The sequence below is a fragment of the Pseudomonas sp. MSSRFD41 genome (assembly GCF_014230245.1).
GTDB classification, from domain to species: domain Bacteria; phylum Pseudomonadota; class Gammaproteobacteria; order Pseudomonadales; family Pseudomonadaceae; genus Aquipseudomonas; species Aquipseudomonas piscis.
On the sequence record NZ_JACKZK010000044.1, the window covers coordinates 1 to 20,946 of the forward strand.

The window sequence follows — 20,946 nt, forward strand, 5'->3', positions numbered from 1 at the left end:
CCCGACTTGAGCACGCCAAATACGATGTGCAGCATCTTGCGCATCACGACGAAGAAGGCTTCGCCCGTCTGGAAGGCGTCTCTCCCGGCACCGCCAAGGTCTACTACGGCGAGGACCCACGCCCCTACGAACGCCTGCCGATCCTGGCACTGGCGGCCGACCGGCCAGTCCTGGAGGAACTCGGCATCCTGTGTCTGGAAGCTGCCGAAGTGGACCTGCCGCCCCTGCTGCTGGAAGCGTCCGAGTGCAAGCCGGCTTTCACCCTGTCCCCCTCCAGGAGGCTTCCCTCAAGACTCGGCAGGTGCGGCGGACGCGGGATCAGCGACCGCCGCCCAGGTCGACGAAGGTGCCGGTGGCATAGGAGGCCTTGTCCGACAGCAGCCAGACGATGGCTTCGGCCACCTCGTCCGGGCGTCCGCCGCGGCCCATGGGAATCGCCCCCTCCAGCTTGCTGACGCGATCCGCGTCGCCGCTCAGGGCGTGGAAATCGGTATAGATGTAGCCCGGACGCACGGCATTGACCCGAATGCCCTCGCCTGCCACTTCCTTGGACAGGCCGATGGTGAAGGTGTCCAACGCACCCTTGGAAGCGGCGTAGTCGATGTACTCGCCAGGCGAGCCCAGGCGCGCGGCGACCGAGGAGACGTTGACGATGCTGCCGCCCTGCCCGCCATGGCGCGGCGACATGCGCAGCACCGCGTGCTTGGCACAGAGGATCGGCCCCATGACATTGGTCTTCATGATCTTCTGGATACGAAACTCGGACATGTCTTCAAGACGGGACTTCTGGCCCACGGTCCCGGCGTTATTGACCAGGGCCGTGACACGCCCCAGCTCGGCGTCGACCCGCTGGAACAGGCCGATGACTTCATCCTCGATACTGACATCGGCCCGCACGGCAATCGCCTGGGCGCCCAGGGCCCGGACCTGCTCCAGGACCTGCTGGGCCGACTGTTCATCGGCCTGGTAGTTGATGCACACCTTGAAACCCTGCTGCGCGGCCAGCAATGCCGTGGCGGCGCCGATCCCCCGTCCGCCACCGGTGATGACGATGACTTTGTCCATGCTGCCAACTCCCTCACTGATCATTTCAACGCGAGCCATTAAACACCGCGCAGCCAGTGATGAAAACCGCCACCGGCCACCCTTGGCGCGATGGGCACTCGCTGTGTGTCGCCACTGCCGCAGGCTGCGTACGCCTGCGCAGCCTGCACAGGAGCGGGCCATGGCGCGAGCCTGGAGAGCCCTGTGGTCGGGGTCTGCGGCGGTGCAGCCGAGCACGGGGCTCAGGCTTCGCGTTCGAGATTCGGCAGGTTCTGGCGCAGGGCCTGGAGGAATCGCTCGGGAGGCATCGGGTGGCCAAGGTAGTAGCCCTGCAGCGAATCGCACCCCAGCTCGGTGAGGAAGGTCCGCTGTACACCGGTCTCCACCCCTTCAGCGACGATCCGCAAGCCCAGGGCCTGGCCCAGGGCGACGATCGCCGAGACGATCGCGGCGTCGTCGCTGTCGTGCTCCAGGTCGCGGACGAAACCACGGTCGATCTTCAGCTCGTTGGCAGGCAGGCGCTTGAGGTACATCAGGCTCGAATAGCCGGTGCCGAAATCGTCGATGGACAGGTCTACGCCCATGTCCGCCAACTGCTGCAGGACGATCATGCTGACATCGGCATCATGCATCGCCGTGGTCTCGGTGATTTCCAGAGTCAGGTTGTTGGCCGGCAGGTGGTAGCGTTCCAAGGCGCTGGACACGCTATTGACCAGCCCCCCATGGCAGAACTGCATGGCCGACAGGTTCACCGCGATGCGCCAGTCGGTATAACCCTCGGCGTACCACTGCTGCATCTGCCGGCAGGCTTCGTCCAGCACCCACTCACCGATGGAAATGATCAAGCCGGTCTTCTCTGCCAGCTCGATGAACTTGTCCGGCATCAGCAGGCCGTGTTGCGGGTGTTCCCAACGCAGCAAGGCCTCGGCGCCCACCGGCCGGCCGTCGATGGCGTCGAACTTGGGCTGGTAGTGCAGGCGGAACTGATGGTGCTCCAGGGCGTTGCGCAGGTCCTGGAGCAACTGCAGTTGGCGCCGGGCATTGTTGTTCATCGAAGCGTCGAAAAAGCTGTAGCCGTTCTTGCCGGTGCCCTTGGCGTGATACATCGCGGCATCGGCGTTCATCAAGAGTTCCTGGGCGCTCTGGCCATTGCCCGGATACACCGCGATGCCGATGCTGGCGGATATCTGCAGATCATGCTCGGCCACCCGGAACGAGCGCGACACCAAGCCCACCTGGCGCGACGCCAGGCGCAGGGCATCGTCAGGCTCGGCGAGCTGCACCAGCAGCACGAATTCGTCGCCGCCGATCCGGGCCAGGGTGTCTTCGCTGCGCAGATCCTCGCGCAGGCGCTGGGCCACCTCGCGTAAAAGCTGGTCGCCCATGTGGTGGCCGAAGGCGTCGTTGACCGGTTTGAAACCGTCCAGGTCGATGAACATCAGGGCAAAACACCCACCATGGGCGGTGACCCGGTGCATGGCCTGGTCGATGCGGTCGGCCAGCAGGATGCGGTTCGGCAAGCCGGTCAGCGTGTCGTGCAGGGCCAGTTGGGTCAGTTCCTTGTTGGCCTCGGTCAAAGACTGCGCCAGCACGGCGGTGCGCGCCTCCAGGCGAGCGTCGAGCACCGAGGTCAGCAAGGCGATGATCAACACTGCCAGGGTGGTGATCAGCACCAGGTTGTCCAGGCCCTTGCCGCTCAGGCCATCGGCCAGGGCGCCGCAGAAACTGCCGCCGGCAAATCGTGCGGCGGCCATGCCGGTGTAGTGCATGCCGACGATGGCAAACCCCATGATGATGGCCGCTCCGGTGCGTACCAGGCGTACATAGGGCGTGTTCTGGCGCAGGCGGAAGGCGATCCACAGCGCCGCCAGGGAAGCGCCGAAGGCGATCAGCAGCGAAGCGCCGAACAGCTGCGGGTCGTAGTCGATACCTGGCTGCATGCGCAGGGCCGCCATGCCGGTGTAGTGCATGCCGCTGATTCCCGAGCCCATGATCAACGCCCCGAAGAGCAATTGCATCACTGGCAGGCGCGGCTGGCTCACCAGCCATAGGGCGAAACCGCAGGACAGGAAGGAAATGAGCAATGACAGCGCCGTGAGGCCGATGTCGTAGCCCAGGTCGATGGGCAATGAAAAGGCCAGCATGCCGATGAAATGCATGGACCACACGCCGATGCCCATCGCCAGGGCACCGCCGCTCATCCACAGGTAGACCGCGCGTCCCTGGGCGGTAGCGATGCGTCCAGTGAGATCCAGAGCGGTATAGGAAGCGAGGATCGCCACGAAAATGGAGATCAGGACCAGCGCGGAGGAATAGCTACCGATGAGCATTAGGCGTCTCTTGGCCGTTGTGCCGACATCCCTGCGCGGCGGGCAAAACCGCAGATTGTACTGATTGCAGGAAATAACGCATCCATAAAGTTATCAAATGGCCATCAGTCGGACAGAGGGTCAAAAGACCTTGCAAGCCTCGTGGACATGGCCTTCGCACCTTCACAGGGGCGTCGTCCGGCGGCGCCGGACGCTCTGGAGGTGCTTGCTGCTTTATCGGCGCCGACAGCAAATACTGTAGCTGCTGATGACAATCGCGAAGGCTCTGTATCGCGTGATCGTGGCGGGAACCCATGGGTCCCCCGCCCGGCTACTTCTGCTCGCTGACCTGCAACTGGCCATCCCAGCCACCGCCCAGGGCAGCGATCAACTGCACGCTGGCGATCAGGCGACTCTGCAACAGGCTCAACACACTGCGTTCATTGCTCAGCGCGGTGGTCTGGCTGGTGACCACGTCCAGGTAGCCAATGAGTCCGGCCTTGTACTGGTTCTCGGTCAAGCGCAGGGCATCGCGGGCCGAGTCCAGGGCCTGCTGGCGCACGCCCGCCTCGTCCTCCAGGACCTTGAGCTGGGTCATGTAGTTCTCCACCTCGCGAAAGCCGTCGAGCACGGTCTGCCGGTATTTGGCCACGGTCTGGTCGTATACCGCCACCGTGCGGTCCACCTCCGCCGAGCGCTGGCCGCCATCGAACAGGGTCATCGCCAGCTTCGGTCCCACCGACCAGAAACGGTTCGGCAGGCTGATCCAGTTGGAGTAGGTGCTGCTGCTATAGCCGCCGGCCATGCTCAGGGTCAGGTCCGGATAATAGGCGGCCTTGGCCACGCCGATCTTGGCATTGGCCGCCATCATCGCCCGCTCGGCCGAGGCGATGTCGGGGCGCCGCTCCAGCAATTGCGAAGGCACGCCCAGGGGGACCTGGGGCAGTACCGGAACGTTCCGGGTCTCGGCCAGCTTGAACTCGGCCGGTGGCACGCCGATCAGCACCGCGATGGCGTTCTCGAACTGGGCACGCTGCCAGATCAGGTCGATCAGGTCGGCCTGGGTGCTCTTGAGCTGGGTCTGGGCCTGGGCCACCGCGTCCTTGCCAGCAACGCCGGCCTGGTACTGGTTCTGGGTCATGGTCAGGGAACGCTGATAGGCCACCACTGTGGCCTCCAGCAGGCGCTTCTGCTCGTCGATCACCCGCAGTTGCAGGTAGTTCTGCACCAGTTCGGATTGCTGGCTCAGGCGCATGGCCGCCAGGTCGGCGAAGCTCGCCTCGGCACTGCCCTGGTTGGCCTCCAGGCCACGGCGCAGCTTGCCCCAGATGTCCGCTTCCCAAGTCACCCCCAACTGGGTGTTATAGGTATCGCGGATACCGCTGCTGGAACTGCTCAGGGCCGAACTGCTGCTGCCGGTGCCCTGGCTGGCGCGGGTCTTGCCGGCGCTCAGGTCGATACTGGGAAAGAACGCCCCACGGGAGCTGCGCACCAGGGCCTGGGCCTGGCGGTACTGGGCTTCGGCCTGGGCCACGCTCTGGTTGGCGCTGTTGAGCTGGTCCACCAGGCCGTTGAGCCGGGTATCGCCATACAACTCCCACCAGGCGCCACGGGCCAGGGCATCACTGGGGCTGGCCTGGCGCCAGCCCTGGGCGGCCTTGTATTGCGCAGGCTCGGCCACTTCGGGTCGCCGATAGTCGGGGCCGATGGCGCAGGCGCTGAGCAGCAGCACGCACAGGCCCAGGCTCAGGGACCGTGAGCCCCGGGCCATGGCCAGACGCTGGGCGGACAACAGCGAAACGGGACGGAATGGGTGTTCGGTCATAGCGGCGTTTCCAGGGCGGCATCGGTACGGACCCCACGCCAGTGGTTGAACTTGTGGCGCAGGCGGTCGAGATAGAGGTAGACCACCGGAGTGGTGTAGAGGGTCAGGATCTGGCTGAAGACCAGGCCGCCGATGATGGTCAGGCCCAGGGGCTGGCGCATCTCCGAGCCCTCGGCGGTGCCCAGCAGCAGCGGCAAGGCGCCGAGGATCGCCGCCAGGGTGGTCATCAGAATCGGTCGCAGGCGCTGCAGGCAGGCGCTGCGGATCGACTGCAGCGGGTCGAGCTGCTCATGCCGCTCCAGTTGCAGCGCCAGGTCGATCATCAGGATCGCGTTCTTCTTCACCACACCGATCAGCAGGAACAGCCCCAGGAGGGAAATCAGGCTGAACTCGCTGCCCAGTACGTAGATCGAGAGCAAGGCGCCGACGCCGGCCGAGGGCAAGGTGGAAAGGATGGTCAGCGGATGGATGTAGCTCTCGTAGAGCACCCCGAGCACCAGGTACACCGCCAGCAGCGCGCCGAGGATCATGAACGGCTGGCTTTTCTGGGTGGCGGCGAAGGCGTCGGCGGTGCCGGCCATCTTGATGATCACATCCTCGGGCATGCCCAGCTTGGCGATCGCCCGCTCGATGGCTGCGGTGCCCTGCTCCACGGTGACGCCTTCGGCCATGTCGAAGGCAATGCTTTCCGAAGCGAACTGCCCCTCATGGCTGACCCGATCGTCTTCCAGGCTGCTTTCGTAATGGGCGATGGTCGACAGCGGAATCCGCGCCCCGTCGGCGGTGATCACCTGCACCTGGTTCAGGGTGATCGGGTCCTGGGCGTACTTGGGATTGACCTCCATCACCACCCGATACTGGTTGAGGCTGTCGTAGATGGTGGAGATCTGCCGCTGGCTGTAGGCGTTATTGAGCACCGCGGTGACCATGTCCATGTCCACCCCCAGGCGCTTGGCCTGGTCGCGGTCCACCATCAGGGTCACCTGCTGCGCGCCGTGGCCGTCGCGAGCATCGATGGCGGTCAGCTCGGGCAACGCCCGCAACGCCGCGACCACCTTCGGATACCACTGGCGCAGCTCGCCCAGGTTGCCGCTCTGCAGGATGTAGGAGTACTGCGAGGTGGTCTGTTCGCGGCCGCCACCGAACTGCAGGTCCTGGTCGGCCATCAGCATCAGCTGGGCCCCCGGGACCTTGGGCATTTCCTTGCGCAGGCGCTCGATGACCTTCTGCGCCGAGATACTGCGCTCCTTGATGGGTTTCAGGCGCACCAGCATGAAGGCGTTGTTGGTGCCGTTGGAGCCGCCGATGAAGCCGGCCACGCTCTCCACCGCCTCATCCTTGAGCACGGCGCGGCGGAAGATCTCCATCTTCGGCTGCATCACGCTGAAGGACAGGCCGTCGTCGCCACGGACGAAACCGATCAACTGGCCAGTGTCCTGCTGGGGCATGAAGGTCTTGGGCACCACCACATACAAGGCGACGTTGACGCCGATGGTCAGCAGCAGGCTGAGCAGGGTCAGGCGCCGATGCCGTAGCACCCAGTCCAGGCTGCTGGCGTACTTGCCGACCATCCAGTCGTTGCTGCGCCGGCTCCAGCGCTGCAGGGCATTCTCCTGGTCCGGCAGGTGGGGCTTGAGCCAGCGGGCGCAGAGCATGGGCGTCAGGGTCAGGGACACCACCAGCGAGACCACGATGGCCGCCGCCAGGGTGATGGAGAACTCGCGGAACAGGCTCTCGATGATCCCGCCCATGAACAGGATCGACAGGAACACCGCCACCAGCGAGACGTTCATCGACAACAGGGTGAAGCCCACTTCCCTGGCCCCCAGGTAGGCAGCCTTCAGCGGCTTCACGCCCTCGTCGATATGCCGCGAGATGTTCTCCAGGACCACGATGGCGTCGTCCACCACCAAGCCCGTGGCCAGGATCAGCGCCATCAGCGACAGGTTGTTCAGGGAGAAGCCGTACAGGTACATGATCGCGAAGGTGCCCACCAGCGACACCGGCACCGCCAGCGTCGGGATCACCGAAGCGCGCAAGTTGCCCAGGAACAGGAACACCACCAGGATCACCAGGACCACGGCGATCAGCAGGGTCATCTCGGCCTCGTGCAAGGTGGCCTTGATCACCGGCGAACGGTCCATGGCCAGGTTGAGCTTGACGCTGGCCGGCAGCACCGCCTGCAACGCCGGCAACTGGGCCTTGATCTCGTTCACCGTCTCGATGATGTTGGCCCCGGCCTGGCGGTTGATCACCAGCAGCACGGCGGCGTCATCGTTGAAGAAACCGCTGTTGTAGCGATCCTCGACGCCATCGCTGACCTTGGCCACGTCCTTCAGGCGCAAGGCCGCGCCGTTGTTGTAGTGGATGATCAGCGGCTCGTAATCACGGGCCTTCTCCAGCTGGTCGTTGGCCTGGATCTGCCACAGCCGCTGGTCATCCTCCACCGAGCCCTTGGGCCGGCGCTGGTTGGCATTGGCGATGGCGTTGCGCACGTCGTCCAGGGCCACCCCGTACTGGTTGAGCAGTTGCGGCTCCAGTTCGATGCGCACCGCCGGCAACGAGCTGCCACCGACCTGGACCTCGCCCACGCCCTGCACCTGGGACAGACTCTGGGACAGGATGGTGGAGGCCAGGTCGTAGAGCTGGCCCTTTTCCAGCACGTCCGAGGTCAAGGACAGCACCATGATCGGCGCCTGGGACGGGTTGACCTTCTTGTAGGTGGGCATGCTGCGCATGCCGCTGGGCAACAGGTTGCGCGAGGCGTTGATCGCGGCCTGCACTTCCCGCGCCGCGCCATCGATATCGCGATCCAGGTCGAACTGCAGGATTACCCGGGTCGAGCCCTGGCTGGAACGGCTGCTCATGGTGTCGATCCCGGCGATGGCGCCGAAGGCACGCTCCAGGGGCGTGGCCACAGTCGAGGCCATGACCTCGGGGCTGGCCCCGGGCAGGCTGGCCTGGACCACGATCACCGGAAAATCCATCTGCGGCAGCGGCGCCACCGGCAGCAAACCGAAGCTGACGCCGCCCAATAACATAATCGCCAGACTCAAGAGCATCGTCGCCACGGGACGCCTGATAAAAGGTCCGGACAGGTTCATGGGCGGCAGCTCCAGGCTTCAAGCTGCAATCTACAAGAGAAAAGCAGGACGCCCAGCAGCGGCTCTGGCTTTTGCTCCGGCTTGCCGCTTGCGGCTTGCAGCTTGCCGCTGGCGCCCCTCACACCACTTCTCCTACGGCGGGCTTGGCAAACCGGCGGCCCAAGCGGTCGAAGTACAGGTAGATAACGGGCGTGGTGAACAGGGTCAGGACCTGGCTCACCAGCAGGCCACCGACCATCACCAGGCCCAGGGGCTGGCGCAGCTCGGCGCCGGAACCGGTGGCCAGCATCAGTGGCACGGCGCCGAACAACGCTGCCAGGGTGGTCATGAGGATCGGCCGGAAGCGCAACAACGCCGCCTGGTAGATGGCTTGCTGCGGCGCGACGCCCTGGTTGCGTTCGGCATCCAGAGCGAAGTCGATCATCATGATCGCGTTCTTCTTGACGATACCGATCAGCAAGATGATGCCGATGATGGCGATCATGCCCAGGTCGTTACCGCTGAGGATCAGTGCCAGCAAGGCCCCCACCGCCGCCGAGGGCAAGGTGGAAAGAATGGTGATCGGATGGATGTAGCTCTCGTAGAGCACGCCGAGCACGATGTACATGGTCACCACCGCCGCCAGGATCAGCAGCAAGGTACTGGACAGCGAAGCCTGGAAGGCCTCGGCCGCGCCCTGGAAGCGGGTCTGCACCCCCACCGGCATGCCGATGTCCTGCCGCACCTGCTCGATCACCTGCACCGCTTCACCCAGGGCCACCCCCGGAGCGAGGTTGAAGGACATCATCACCGCCGGGAACTGGCCGATATGGGCAATCGCCAATTGAGCCTGGCGCTCTTCGACATGGGCCAGGCTGGACAAGCGCACCTGCCCGCCATCGGTGGTCTTGACGTGGATCTGCTCCAGGGCCTGGGGCCCGATGCGCTCCCCGGCCTGGGCCTGGAGCACCACCCGGTACTGGCTGGCCTGGGTATAGATGGTGGAAATCTGTCGCTGGCCAAAGGCGTCGTACAGGGCGTCGGTGATGTTCGACACCGAGACTCCCAGCCGGGAGGCGGCATCGCGATCGATCACCAGGTACACCTGCAGGCCCTTGTCCTGCAGGTCGCTGGCCACATCGGTGAGCTCTGGACGCTGGGCCAGGGCCTGCACCAGGCGACCGCTCCACAGGCTCAGCAGGTCGGCATCGGGCGAGGACAGGCTGAACTGGTACTGGGTCCGGCTGACCCGGTCTTCGATGGTCAGGTCCTGTACCGGCTGCATGAACAGGCGGATGCCCAGCAGCTTGTCCACTTGCGGCTGCAACCGCGCGATCACCTGGGCGGCGCTGAGCTCGCGCTGATTGTGGGGCTTGAGGTTGATCAGCAGGCGGCCGCTGTTGAGGGTGGCGTTGTCGCCATCCACGCCGATGTAGGACGACAGGCTCTCTACCGCCGGGTCCTGCAGGATGACCTTGGCCAAGTCCTGCTGGCGCTGGCTCATGGCGGCGAAGGACACCGATTGCGGCGCCTCGGAAATACCCTGGATGACCCCGGTGTCCTGCACCGGGAAGAAGCCCTTGGGCACTATCAGGTAGAGGAACACCGTCAGCGCCAGGGTGCCGATGGCCACCAGCAAGGTCAGGAACTGATGCCTGAGCACCCATTGCAACTGGCGTCCGTAGCCCGCGATCAGCCAGTCGATCCAGGCGCCGCTGGCGCGATAGAACCGCCCCTGCTCGTGCTCCTTGGGCTCGGGCTTGAGCAACCGCGCGCACATCATCGGGGTCAGGGTCAGGGACACCACCAGGGAAATCAGGATCGCCACCGCCAGGGTGATGGCGAACTCACGGAACAGCCTCCCGACCACATCGGCCATGAACAGCAGCGGGATCAGCACCGCGATCAGCGACAAGGTCAGGGAGATCAGGGTGAAGCCGATCTGCTTGGCCCCCTTGAGCGCCGCCTGCAACGGGCTGTCACCCTCCTCGATGAAGCGCGAGATGTTCTCCAGCATGACGATGGCGTCATCCACCACGAAGCCGGTGGCGATGGTCAACGCCATCAGGGTCAGGTTGTTCACCGAGAACCCGGCCAGGTACATCACGCCGAAGGTGCCGATCAGCGACAACGGCACGGCGATCGACGGGATCACCGTGGCACTGGCCCGACGCAGGAACAGGAAGGTCACCATCACCACCAGGGCGATGGCGATGAACAGTTCGTGCTGCACATCGGTGACCGAGGCGCGGATGGTCTGGGTGCGATCGGTGAGCACGGTGACGTCCAGGCCCGCCGGCAGGTTGTCGGTGATGCTCGGCAGCATGGCCTTGATCCGGTCCACCACCTCGATGACGTTGGCCCCGGGCTGGCGCTGGATGTTCAGCAGCACCGCCTGGTTCTCGTTGGCCCAGGCGGCCAGGCGCTCGTTCTCGGCGCCATCGACAATCTCGGCCACGTCCTTCAGGCGCAATGGCGCGCCGTTCTTGTAGGCCAGGATCAGCTCGGCATAGTCCTTGGGCGAGGTCAGCTGGTCGTTGGCGTCGAGCATCGACACCCGGGTCGGGCCGTCGAAGTTGCCCTTGGGCTGGTTGACGTTGGACGCGGCGATCAGCGTGCGCACGTCCGACAGGTTCAGGCCGTTGGCCGCCAGGGCCTCCGGGTTGACCTTGATCCGCACGGCCTGGCGCTGGCCGCCGGCGATGCTGACCATGCCCACGCCGCTGATCTGGGCGATCTTCTGCGCCATGCGGGTGTCCACCAGGTCATTGAGCTTGGGCAGCAGCATGGTCTTGGAAGTGATGGCCAGGGTCAGCACCGGGGTGTCCGCCGGGTTGACCTTGTTGTACACCGGCGGTGCCGGCAGGTCCTTGGGCAGCAGGTTGGTGGCGGCATTGATCGCGGCCTGTACCTGCTGCTCGGCCACGTCCATGTTGATGTCGAGGCTGAAGCGCAGGGTCAGCACCGAAGCGCCACCGGAACTGGTGGAGGCCATCTGGGTCAGGCCCGGCATCTGCCCGAACTGGCGCTCCAGGGGCGCGGTGACCGCGCTGGTCATCACATCCGGGCTGGCTCCGGGGTACAGGGTCATGACCCGGATGGTCGGGTAGTCCACCTGGGGCAAGGCCGAGACCGGCAACAAGCGATAGGCGATCAGGCCGGCCAGGACAATGGCCAGCATGCTCAGGGTGGTGGCCACCGGACGGAGGATGAACAGCCGCGAGACATTCATGCGCCGGCCTTTTGTGCCTTGCCAGCGACTGGCGCTGCATCGGGTGCCGGGGCGCTGGCCGAGCCCGCGGGCTGACCTTGCAAGTGCTCGGTGGGAGTGGTCGGCACATCGATGGCGTCATTGACCACTTCCACCTCGCTGCCGTCCTTCAGGCGATCGGTTCCTTCCATCACCACCCGATCGCCCGCCTTGAGGCCCTCGGTGATCACCGTCGATTCGCCGTTGCTGGCGCCGACCTTGAGTGGCCGGATCTTGACCTTGTGGTCCCCGTCCATGGCATAGACGAAGGTGCCGTTGGTGCCGAACTGGATCGCCGCCGAAGGGGCCAGCACCACGCTCTTCAGGGTGTCGGCCAGCAGGCGCACGTTGACGAACTGGTTGGGGAACAGGCCCTGGTCGCGGTTATCGAAGCGCGCCTTGAACTTCAGGGTGCCGGTGGTGGTGTCGATCTGGTTGTCCAGGCTCTGCAGCACGCCGCTGGCCCGCAACTTGAGGTCGCCACGGTCCCAGGCCTCCACCGGCATCCGAGCACCGCCGTGATAACGGGCGAGTACGGTTTCCAGGCTGTTTTCCGGCAGGGTGAAGGCCACGCTGATGGGCTGGGTCTGGGTGATGATCACCAGCGCCGTGGTGTCATTGGCCGCCACCAGGTTGCCCACGTCCAGCTGGCGCAGGCCCAGGCGCCCGGCGATGGGTGCACGGATATTGGTGAATTCGAGGTTGAGCCGGGCATCGTTGACCGCCGCCTGGTTGGTCTTGACCGTACCCTGGTACTGGCCCACCAGCGCCACGGCGTTGTCCAGGGTCTGCTTGGCGACGCTGTCCTGGGCATACAGCCCACGATAGCGCTCGAGGTCGATCTGGGCGTTCTTCAACTGCGCCTGGTTCTGCAACAGGGTGCCCTCGGCCTGGAGCAAGGCGTTCTGGTAGGGCCGCGGATCGATCTGCGCCAGCAGGTCGCCGGCCTTGACCATCTGCCCTTCCTCGAAGTTGACCTTGACCAGTTCTCCCGCCACCCGGCTGCGCACATTGATGGTGTTCAGCGCGGTCACCGTACCCAGGGCCTTGTAGTACAGCGGGAAATCCCCCTGGGTCACCGGCAGCACCCGCACCGGGATCGGCCCACTGGCGCCACCGAAGCCGGGACGCAGGCTACCGCTGCGGCCGGTATGCCCGGTGGCGGCTTTCTGCTGCGCCGCCTCCTTGTGAGTGCCGCTGGCTGGCCAGAATATCCAGCACAGGCCAGCGACCAGCAGCAGGACAAACAGGCCGAACAGCCAGCGGCGAGAGTTGCGGGTAGCAGAGGATTGCATGGAAGGATCAACCATTGGGCGCGTGGGAGTGTCTTTTGAGAAGGCTGAAAGATAAGCACTAGAGCGGTTTTAGCAAAGGACCTTTACCGGCAATTTACTTTTGCCTGACGTTTTCAAGGTGTGTCGCTAACTTACTGAAGCACAAATAAAAACGGCCTGGGCAAGCCAGGCCGTGAATAATTGTAAAAGCCCTTACTTGAGCACAGCCAGGGCGGCGTCGTAGTTCGGCTCCTCGGCGATCTCCTTGACCAGTTCGCTGTGCAGTACCTGGTCGTTTTCATCCAGTACCACCACGGCACGGGCGGTCAGGCCGGCCAGCGGGCCGTCGGCGATGGCCACGCCGTAGTTCTCGATGAATTCGCGGCCACGCAGGGTCGACAGGTTCTGCACGTTTTCCAGGCCTTCGGCGCCGCAGAAGCGGGCCTGGGCGAACGGCAGGTCGGCGGAGATGCACAGCACCACGGTGTTGGCCAGGCCATTGGCCTGGGCATTGAACTTGCGCACCGAGGTCGCGCAGGTCGGGGTGTCGACGCTTGGGAAGATGTTCAGCACCTTGCGCTTGCCGGCCAGGCTGGCCAGGGAAACATCGGCCAGGCCGGCGCCCACCAGGGAGAATGCAGGCGCCTTGGAGCCGACTGGCGGCAGCTGGCCGTTGACCTGGACCGGATTGCCTTTGAGGGTGACTTGAGCCATGAGCGGAGTCCTTTGCGGGAGTGATGGAAACAATGATGGAAAATCGTCGAGAGGCCGAAGTTAAGCATGAAACGGCGCAAGCACCTATGCCCGCGGGATAAATTGTCCCACAAGCCCCGCGACCGCTAGCAGCGACCCAAGCACGGCTCACACTCTACCCAGGTCCTTTGCAACCCCATGGACCAGCCCTGACCGCATCGCCGAACCCCCTGCGACCGCAGGCACTGGAAGCCAACCCCCCCCGCAAAACCTCATGCAGCGTCGAGAATAAATTAAAAAAAAAAATCAAATAAAATACATATCTATATGTTTTATAAAGATATTTATTATTCTAGAAATCACTTTAAATAAATCATTCATATTGAGTGGTCATGAGCACAAAGCACATTAACTGGCAGTTCCGGCATCTTCCCTTCTTGCCTCCCCCATCCCTTGGGTTTTGCTCGTGAATCCGTCATGGACCGTAGTATCATCACGCCACTAACGAGCCCGCCGCGGTTCAAACGGAGTCGTACCGCCCAATGAGTTGCTGGACCCTGCTCGGCCTGCCGGCCACCTCTGACACCCGTACGATCAAGCGCCATTACGCCAAGCTGCTGAAACAGACCCGCCCGGACGAAGACCCGGAGGCTTTCCAGCGCCTGCGCGATGCCTACGAGCAAGCCATGGAGCAGGCGCAGTGGCTGGATGAAGAACAGGAGCCCGATATTGGTGCAGCCGATGAGCTGCCCGACAACCTGGCGACAGCAGAACCCGCCGTGCCACTGACTCCGGCGCAACGGGTCGCGCCCCTGCTGGAAGGCATTCGTATCGAGCAACTGGACCAACGCCACGAACAGGCGATCGCCAGCGGTTGCGCACTGGCGTTCGAGCTGGGCCTGCTACGCCACTGCGTGGAGCGTCCGGAACAGTCTTCGCAGTTGCTGGCCTGGGGCTTCGCCACCTTCCGCTGGCTGAGCGCCTGGCAACACCTGGACCTGCCGGAGTACCTCACCGACGCCCTGCTGCGCCAATGCCGCCAAGCCCTGGAGCAATCCCTGCGCAGCGCCCTGGACCGACAGGACGACGAAGCCTTCCTCCACAGCTATGCCAACCGCACCACCCACGGTTGGCTGGATGAGCTGGACCAACGCCACTGGTTCAACCAGTGCCTGGCACAAATGCTCGCGGACAGCCCTTATTGGTCCAGCACGCTGTTCCAGATCGTGTGCCTCGGCCAAGGCTGGCAGCGCGGGAAACACAACCTCTGCCCCGAACACGAATGGAACCGCCTGCTGGCGCGCGAGGAAGGCCTGGCGTTCATCGCCGACCAACGAGCCCTGGCCAGCCAACCACCGGACTCGCCGGAGCAACGAGCGGCCTACCTGTTATTGGCGCCCATCAGCCTGCACCGCCGCCGAGCCTTCGCCCGGCGCCTTGCCGAAGACGACTGGGCCGCATGCCGCAAGCTCAGCTCGCACTTGCATGCCTATTACCCGCAGGTGGCGACCGAGATGCCGGGTGGCACCCCGTTTTTCTGGCGCGACTGGGAATTCGCGTTCAATTCCTGGCCAATGTACCTGGCGCTGTTCAGCGCCTGCCTGGCTGGAGCCGTGGCCCGCTACGCCCCGCAAGGCAACAGCCTGGGAGAGATCATCGGGGTCACGCTGTTCTGGAGTGCCTGTTTCGCTGCCTCCACGGCACTCCTGCATTGGCTCTGGCAACCCCTGGCCCATCGCCTGTGGGCCCGTGACCATCGCCTTGGCAGCCACCTGCCAGGCTGGCTGAATCCCGGCCAACGCTTGCTGCCCCTGCGGGACCTGCTGCCGGTGGCCATGCTCGGCCCGGCCCTGGGCTACGTTTGCGGCCCGATCAGTACGGTGGTTTACCTGACGGTGCTGCCGAGCGTCGCCCTGGCGCGCAATATCGAGTTCAAGCACGGTATTTCCTGGCGCCAGCTCGCCCCCTGGCAACGACGCCTGCTGGGCGGGCTGGGCTGCGTGCTGCTGGCCACCGCCCTGGTGGCGATCAAGCTGGTGGGCGACTACGGCACGGTCACCGCCAACCAGGGCCTGCAACAATGGAGCGAACGCCTGTGCGCACGGATGCCGGCCAACGCCCCGGACTGCGCCGCGCCAACCACCCGCGCCCAGTGGTACGGCCGGGAGGGCACGCCATGAATCCCAATTGGCTATTTCCGATCGGCCTGGGCCTGGGATTGACCCTGTTCGGGCTGGCCGGCTCCGGCAAGCAACTGGGACAAATCGGCCTCTGGCTCGATCATCGGGACAGCCCCTATACCGCCCAGGCCAACGCCCTGAGTCCAATTATCGATTGCATGAACCAGGTGGATGTACCCTGGCGCGTAGCGCACCAGGCCTACCTGGCCGAGGGCAAGCCACGCTCGGCAGCCCCAGGAGCCTATGACCTGCGCAGCCAGGGCGGCCAGGACATCGACCTGGCCTATCGCAGTTCCTGCAGTGGCGACATCGGCGCCAAGCTGCGCAGCCTCGACCCCGACAACCCCCTGTTGGCCGCCACCGAACGCTACCAGCAAGTGCTCGCGCGTTTCGTCGCCCTGACCAAGGACGCATACATGCACCGCCTGGGCCTGGGTCGAACGCTGGATGAGGCACAGCTCGATGAACTGGTACGGCAACTGGAGATCCAGGCCCCGGACTATCTGCAAGCCTCGAATGCTGTCCGCCAGCTGCTTCAGCCACAGGATGTCGAGCATCGCCCCCAGCAGTTGCAACGCCTGGAGCAGCGCCTGGGCCGTAACGTCCACTGGGCTTTGCTCAACTACATGATCCAGGCCAGAAGCACCATGGACCTGCTCGACGACGGTATCCGCCAGCGCACCCTGACCCCGGCGCAGTTGAGCCAGGCCACCCAGCGACTGCGCCAGGCCTGGGAGGCCCGGCAACAGTTCATCGGCAGCATCCAGGACCCGCAAACCCGCGAAGCCCTGTACCTCTGGCAACTGATCGCCGCCCCCAGCCAGCATTACCTGCAAGCCCTGGATACCCTGCACCGGGACTGGCTGCAGCATGCCGAGCCGCAACGCCTGGGCGAGGACTTCCACGCCGTGACCCAGGGCTACGACCAGATGCTCTATCACTACAACCAACTGGCGCGTAGCCGTTATTGAAAGCGCTGCCCGGGCCAGGCCGGGGCAGCCCAGCGCAGCTCATTTGTTCTTCAGTTGTACATAGGACTGATGCAGGTCCGAAGCCCAGCTGTCGATGACGTTCTGCACATCGCTGGCCTGCATCACCTGGGTATCGTTCGCCAACGGCTTGCCAGTGCCCTTGCGCACCACTTCGGCGATCACCCGGCCATCACCGCCGTCGAGGAAGGCTGCCTCGGTGCCCAGGGTGGTCTCCTGGTCGCGGATGCCACTGGCGGTGCTCACCGCAGCCGCCACCAGGGCCACCGGGATGATTTCATAGGGCTTGAGCCCTTCGGTCTTGCTGCTCACCGCAGTGATCGCCGCCCGTACCACCACCACACCCGGTCCGGGGCCGGTTGCCAAAGGCATGGATTTGACCAGCTCGCGCTTGAGCGCTTCATCGTAGTAGCGAGTAATGCCCGCCAGGGTGGATTGGGGAATCTTCACCGTCGGTTGCGGCTGAGGATGGAACTGGGTGGGCTCGATGTACACACTGCGATACTGGTCCAGCTTGAGCTTGGGGTCGATCCAGCGCATGACCTGCACCCCGGAAGGCGACTTGGCCGGCTTGAGCAGGCTGTAGTCGCTTAGAAACCCGGAGTAGTCCTCGGGCCGGGTCTCGTTGCTGGAACACCCCACCATGGCGAGAGTGGCGAGGCACAGCGTGCTGAGGGTCAGTGCAAGCTTCATGGAGAACTCCTGTAGGTGAAGCAGCCAGGGACTGGCTAGGGGAACTACAGGTATAGCCAAAAGCCTGCACTTGCGCCGCCACCCTCGAACCGCCGGCCGACGACGCCACGAACACCTCCTAGCGCCGGCGAAACAGCGGGCGCGGCTCGATCACCGAACGCCCGTAGAGCACGCTCATGCCCGCCAGGCCCTTGAGCGCATCCAGGGCGCATTTGTCCGCGCGCACGGCGAAGCTGTCGAAACCGCATTGGCGCATGTGGCTCAACTGGTCGCGCAGCACATCGCCCACGGCCCGCAGCTCGCCCATCCAACCCAGGCGGGTACGCAGCAGGTAGGCCTGGCTGTAGCCCCGTCCATCGCGAAAGCTGGGAAAGTCCACCGCCACCACGGGGATCAACTTGAGCCAGGGCTTGAGGCTCTCCACCTCGTCGTCCGGGCCGAGCCAGACACCGTCCCGGGCCGGATGATGCTCGATGCGGCGCATCAACCAACGAGCCAGCGGCAGGATCAGCGGCCCTTCGGGCAAGGGATCGTCGACACTGCGCACCAGGCTCCAGGGATCGTCCTCCACCAGGCGCGCCTCGCCATCCTGCAAGCTCAACAGGTTGTTCATGCCCAGAGCTCCTGTGCCTTGGGATAGACCCTTTCCTTGAACGGCTCCAGGCCGATGCGCTGCAAGGTAGCGAGGAACGGCTCGTCGCTCTGGCGATAGCGCACGAAGGTGCCGATGATGCGCTCGATCACCAGGGGTATTTCCCCAGCGCTGAACGACGGGCCGATCACCTTGCCCAGGGCGCTGTCCTTGCCCTGGGCGCCGCCGAGGGTGACCTGGAACCACTCCTGGCCGTTCTTGTCGACGCCGAGGATGCCGATATTGCCGATGTGGTGATGACCGCAGGCATTCATGCAGCCGGAGATGTTCAGGCTGATGTCCCCCAGATCATGCACATAGTCCAGGTCATCGAAACGCTGCTGGATGGCCTGGGCGATGGGAATCGAGCGAGCGTTGGCCAGGGCACAGAAGTCGCCGCCCGGACAGGCGATGATGTCGGTCAGCAGGCCGGCGTTGGGGGTACCCAGGCCCTTGTCGCAGGCCAGTTGCCAGAGCTCGTACAGCTGCGACTTGGGTATATCCGGCAGGACGATGTTCTGCTCATGGGCGATGCGGATCTCGCCGAAGCCGAAGCGCTCGGACCATTCGGCCACCGCCTCCATCTGCAATCCGGTGACATCCCCCGGTGGCGCGGCCAACCCCGGCTTGGTCGACAGCACCACGCTGGCATAGCCCGGGACCTTGTGCGGCTGCACGTTGTGGGCCACCCAGCGGGCGAACCCTGCGTCCTCCGCCAGGCGACTGCCGTATTCCAGGTCGGTGTCCCCCAGGTGTTCGTAGATCGGCGGCACGAAGGCGCTGGCGACCCGCAGGTATTCGTCCTCGGTCAGCTGCGCCGGACCGTCCCTGAGGTGCTGCCACTCCGCCTCCACTTCACGGGCGAACGCCTCGATACCCAGGGCCTTGACCAGGATCTTGATCCGCGCCTTGTACTTGTTGTCCCGCCGGCCATGGCGGTTGTAGACCCGCAGGATCGCCTCGACGTAGGACAACAGATGCTGCCAGGGCAAGCCCTCGCGGATCTGCTGGCCGAGGATCGGGGTGCGGCCCAGGCCGCCGCCGACCATCACCCGCAGCAGCATCTGGTCGTCGGCGGCGCGATACAGGTACAGGCCGATGTCATGCATCATGATCGCCGCGCGATCCTGCTCCGCCGAACAGATGGCGATCTTGAACTTGCGCGGCAGGAACAGGAACTCCGGGTTGATGGTCGACCATTGGCGCAGGATTTCCGCCAGCGGGCGCGGGTCCAGCAACTCGTCGGCGGCCACCCCGGCGAAGGCCTCGGTGGTGATGTTGCGCACGCAGTTGCCCGAAGTCTGGATGGCGTGCATTTCCACCGCGGCCAGGCGCTCGAGAATGTCCGGCACCCGGGCCAGTTCTATCCAGTTGAACTGCAGGTTCTGGCGGGTGGTGAAGTGCCCGTAGCCACGGTCGTAGTCCCGGGCGATGCCGGCCAGGGTGCGCATCTGCCGCGCGCTGAGGGTGCCATAGGGGATCGCCACCCGCAGCATGTAGGCGTGCCGTTGCAGATACAGGCCGTTCTGCAGGCGCAGGGGCAGGAACTCCTCCTCGCTCAGCTGGCCATCCATGAAGCGCTCCACCTGGTCGCGAAACTGCGCCACCCGCTCAAAGACCAGGGCCCGGTCATAGTCGTCGTACTGATACATGTGCCTACCTCGTCCTCATCGGTGCTGGTCGTGCTCTAAACGGCGCGTGGGGGTGAGGCGGCGACTATGCGCTTGCGGCGCAGATCGTTACAGATCCAGGTAAAAACTAAAAAACCATATCAGCAGCTGTGATATCCAGGCTGCCTTGAGTGAAATCTGATCCGTATTATTGCTGTTTTTCTGAGCCTGTTTTGTTTTGCCCGCGGTTCCTACAGTGCACCCCGTGCCAGACCGGGTGGCCTGGCAAGACTCTGCAACCGTGGAAGCATTGACCATGAACTCAGCAACACTCGAACAGGCCTACAACTACAAGGTGGTTCGCCAATTCGTCGTCGCAACCGTGGTATGGGGCGTGATCGGCATGGCCATGGGGGTATGGATTGCCTCGCAGCTGGTGTGGCCGGACATGAACCTCGACCTGCCGTGGACCACCTTCGGCCGCCTGCGGCCGCTGCACACCAGCCTGGTGATCTTCGGTTTCGCCGGCAGCGCGCAGTTCGCCGCCAGCTACTACGCGGTGCAGCGTACCTGCCAGGTACGGCTGTACTCCGACACGCTGGCCGCCTTCACCTTCTGGGGCTGGCAATCAGTGATCGTGATCATGCTGGTCACCCTGCCCCTGGGCTACACCACCACCAAGGAATACGCCGAGATCGAATTCGCCGGCGCGGTGTGGATGGCGGTGGTCTGGGTGGTCTACGGCATCGTGTTCTTCACCACCGTGGTCCAGCGCAAGAGCCAGCACATCTATGTCGGCAACTGGTTCTTCGGCGCCTTCATCCTGGTGATCGCCATGCTCCACGTGGTCAACCACCTGTCGATCCCGGTGGACTGGTTCAAGTCCTACCCGGTGTATTCCGGGGCCACCGATGCCATGGTCCAATGGTGGTACGGCCACAACGCCGTGGGCTTCTTCCTGACCACCGGCTTCCTGGGGATGATGTACTACTTCGTGCCCAAGCAGGCCGAGCGTCCGGTCTACTCCTATCGCCTGTCGATCGTGCACTTCTGGGCACTGATCACCCTGTACATCTGGGCCGGTCCGCACCACCTGCACTACACCGCGCTGCCGGACTGGGCGCAGTCGCTGGGCATGATCATGTCGCTGATCCTCCTGGCTCCGAGCTGGGGCGGCATGATCAACGGCATGATGACCCTCTCGGGCGCCTGGCATAAGCTGCGCACCGACCCGATCCTGCGCTTCCTGGTGGTGTCCCTGGCGTTCTACGGCATGTCGACCTTCGAAGGTCCGATGATGGCGATCAAGACCGTCAACGCCCTCTCCCACTACACCGACTGGACCATCGGCCACGTACACGCCGG

At 64.4% G+C, this 20,946-nt stretch carries 13 protein-coding genes; 3 read left to right on the plus strand and 10 right to left on the minus strand.

The window, feature by feature from the left end; genetic code table 11:
* Positions 1-318: 318 nt before the first annotated feature.
* The 7 genes from H7A76_RS31565 to tpx all read right to left on the minus strand — a co-directional run bounded on the left by H7A76_RS31565 (position 319) and on the right by tpx (position 13,499).
* Positions 319-1,065 carry an SDR family oxidoreductase gene (locus H7A76_RS31565; RefSeq protein WP_185702151.1) on the minus strand — a complete coding sequence of 249 codons (747 nt, stop codon included), beginning with the start codon at positions 1,063-1,065 and terminating at the stop codon, positions 319-321.
* Positions 1,066-1,286: 221 nt separating this feature from the next.
* Entirely contained in the window at positions 1,287-3,374 is a 2,088-nt protein-coding gene (locus H7A76_RS31570) for a bifunctional diguanylate cyclase/phosphodiesterase (RefSeq protein WP_185702152.1), read from the minus strand.
* A gap of 310 nt (positions 3,375-3,684) precedes the next feature.
* A complete protein-coding gene (locus H7A76_RS31575; protein ID WP_312026279.1) occupies positions 3,685-5,178 on the minus strand; it encodes an efflux transporter outer membrane subunit in 1,494 nt (497 codons plus the stop codon).
* Positions 5,175-8,282 (minus strand): efflux RND transporter permease subunit, encoded by a 3,108-nt coding sequence (locus H7A76_RS31580; RefSeq protein WP_185702153.1) that lies wholly within the window; start codon positions 8,280-8,282, stop codon positions 5,175-5,177. The genes H7A76_RS31575 and H7A76_RS31580 overlap by 4 nt, the downstream gene beginning before the upstream one ends.
* A 118-nt stretch (positions 8,283-8,400) precedes the next feature.
* Positions 8,401-11,493, minus strand: a complete 3,093-nt coding sequence (locus tag H7A76_RS31585) for an MdtB/MuxB family multidrug efflux RND transporter permease subunit (RefSeq protein ID WP_185702154.1) — start codon at positions 11,491-11,493, stop codon at positions 8,401-8,403.
* The gene (locus H7A76_RS31590; protein ID WP_185702155.1) at positions 11,490-12,821 is read right to left on the minus strand and encodes an MdtA/MuxA family multidrug efflux RND transporter periplasmic adaptor subunit; all 1,332 of its coding nucleotides are present in this window, start codon (positions 12,819-12,821) and stop codon (positions 11,490-11,492) included. The genes H7A76_RS31585 and H7A76_RS31590 overlap by 4 nt, the downstream gene beginning before the upstream one ends.
* 177 nt (positions 12,822-12,998) lie before the next feature.
* A complete protein-coding gene (gene tpx, locus H7A76_RS31595) occupies positions 12,999-13,499 on the minus strand; it encodes a thiol peroxidase (RefSeq protein ID WP_185702156.1) in 501 nt (166 codons plus the stop codon).
* 521 nt (positions 13,500-14,020) lie between these two features.
* Here tpx and H7A76_RS31600 point away from each other — a divergent pair.
* Both H7A76_RS31600 and H7A76_RS31605 read left to right on the plus strand, forming a co-directional pair.
* A complete protein-coding gene (locus H7A76_RS31600) occupies positions 14,021-15,658 on the plus strand; it encodes a J domain-containing protein (RefSeq protein WP_185702157.1) in 1,638 nt (545 codons plus the stop codon).
* Positions 15,655-16,629 (plus strand): DUF3829 domain-containing protein, encoded by a 975-nt coding sequence (locus tag H7A76_RS31605; RefSeq protein ID WP_185702158.1) that lies wholly within the window; start codon positions 15,655-15,657, stop codon positions 16,627-16,629. Before H7A76_RS31600 ends, H7A76_RS31605 begins: the two co-directional genes overlap by 4 nt.
* Positions 16,630-16,668: 39 nt before the next feature.
* On the opposite strand, the gene H7A76_RS31610 is transcribed toward H7A76_RS31605, so the two are convergent.
* The 3 genes from H7A76_RS31610 to H7A76_RS31620 form a co-directional block, all read right to left on the minus strand.
* Positions 16,669-17,340, minus strand: coding sequence for a DUF3313 domain-containing protein (locus H7A76_RS31610; protein ID WP_185702159.1), 672 nt, complete (start codon positions 17,338-17,340; stop codon positions 16,669-16,671).
* Positions 17,341-17,458: 118 nt separating this feature from the next.
* On the minus strand, positions 17,459-17,953 hold the full coding sequence (locus tag H7A76_RS31615) for a DUF934 domain-containing protein (protein WP_185702160.1): 495 nt from the start codon (positions 17,951-17,953) through the stop codon (positions 17,459-17,461).
* A complete protein-coding gene (locus H7A76_RS31620; protein ID WP_185702161.1) occupies positions 17,950-19,623 on the minus strand; it encodes a nitrite/sulfite reductase in 1,674 nt (557 codons plus the stop codon). The genes H7A76_RS31615 and H7A76_RS31620 overlap by 4 nt, the downstream gene beginning before the upstream one ends.
* A 274-nt stretch (positions 19,624-19,897) precedes the next feature.
* On the opposite strand from H7A76_RS31620, the gene H7A76_RS31625 reads away from it, so the two are divergent.
* The coding region (locus H7A76_RS31625) for a cbb3-type cytochrome c oxidase subunit I (RefSeq protein ID WP_185702162.1) at positions 19,898-20,946 on the plus strand (1,049 nt) is incomplete at its 3' end.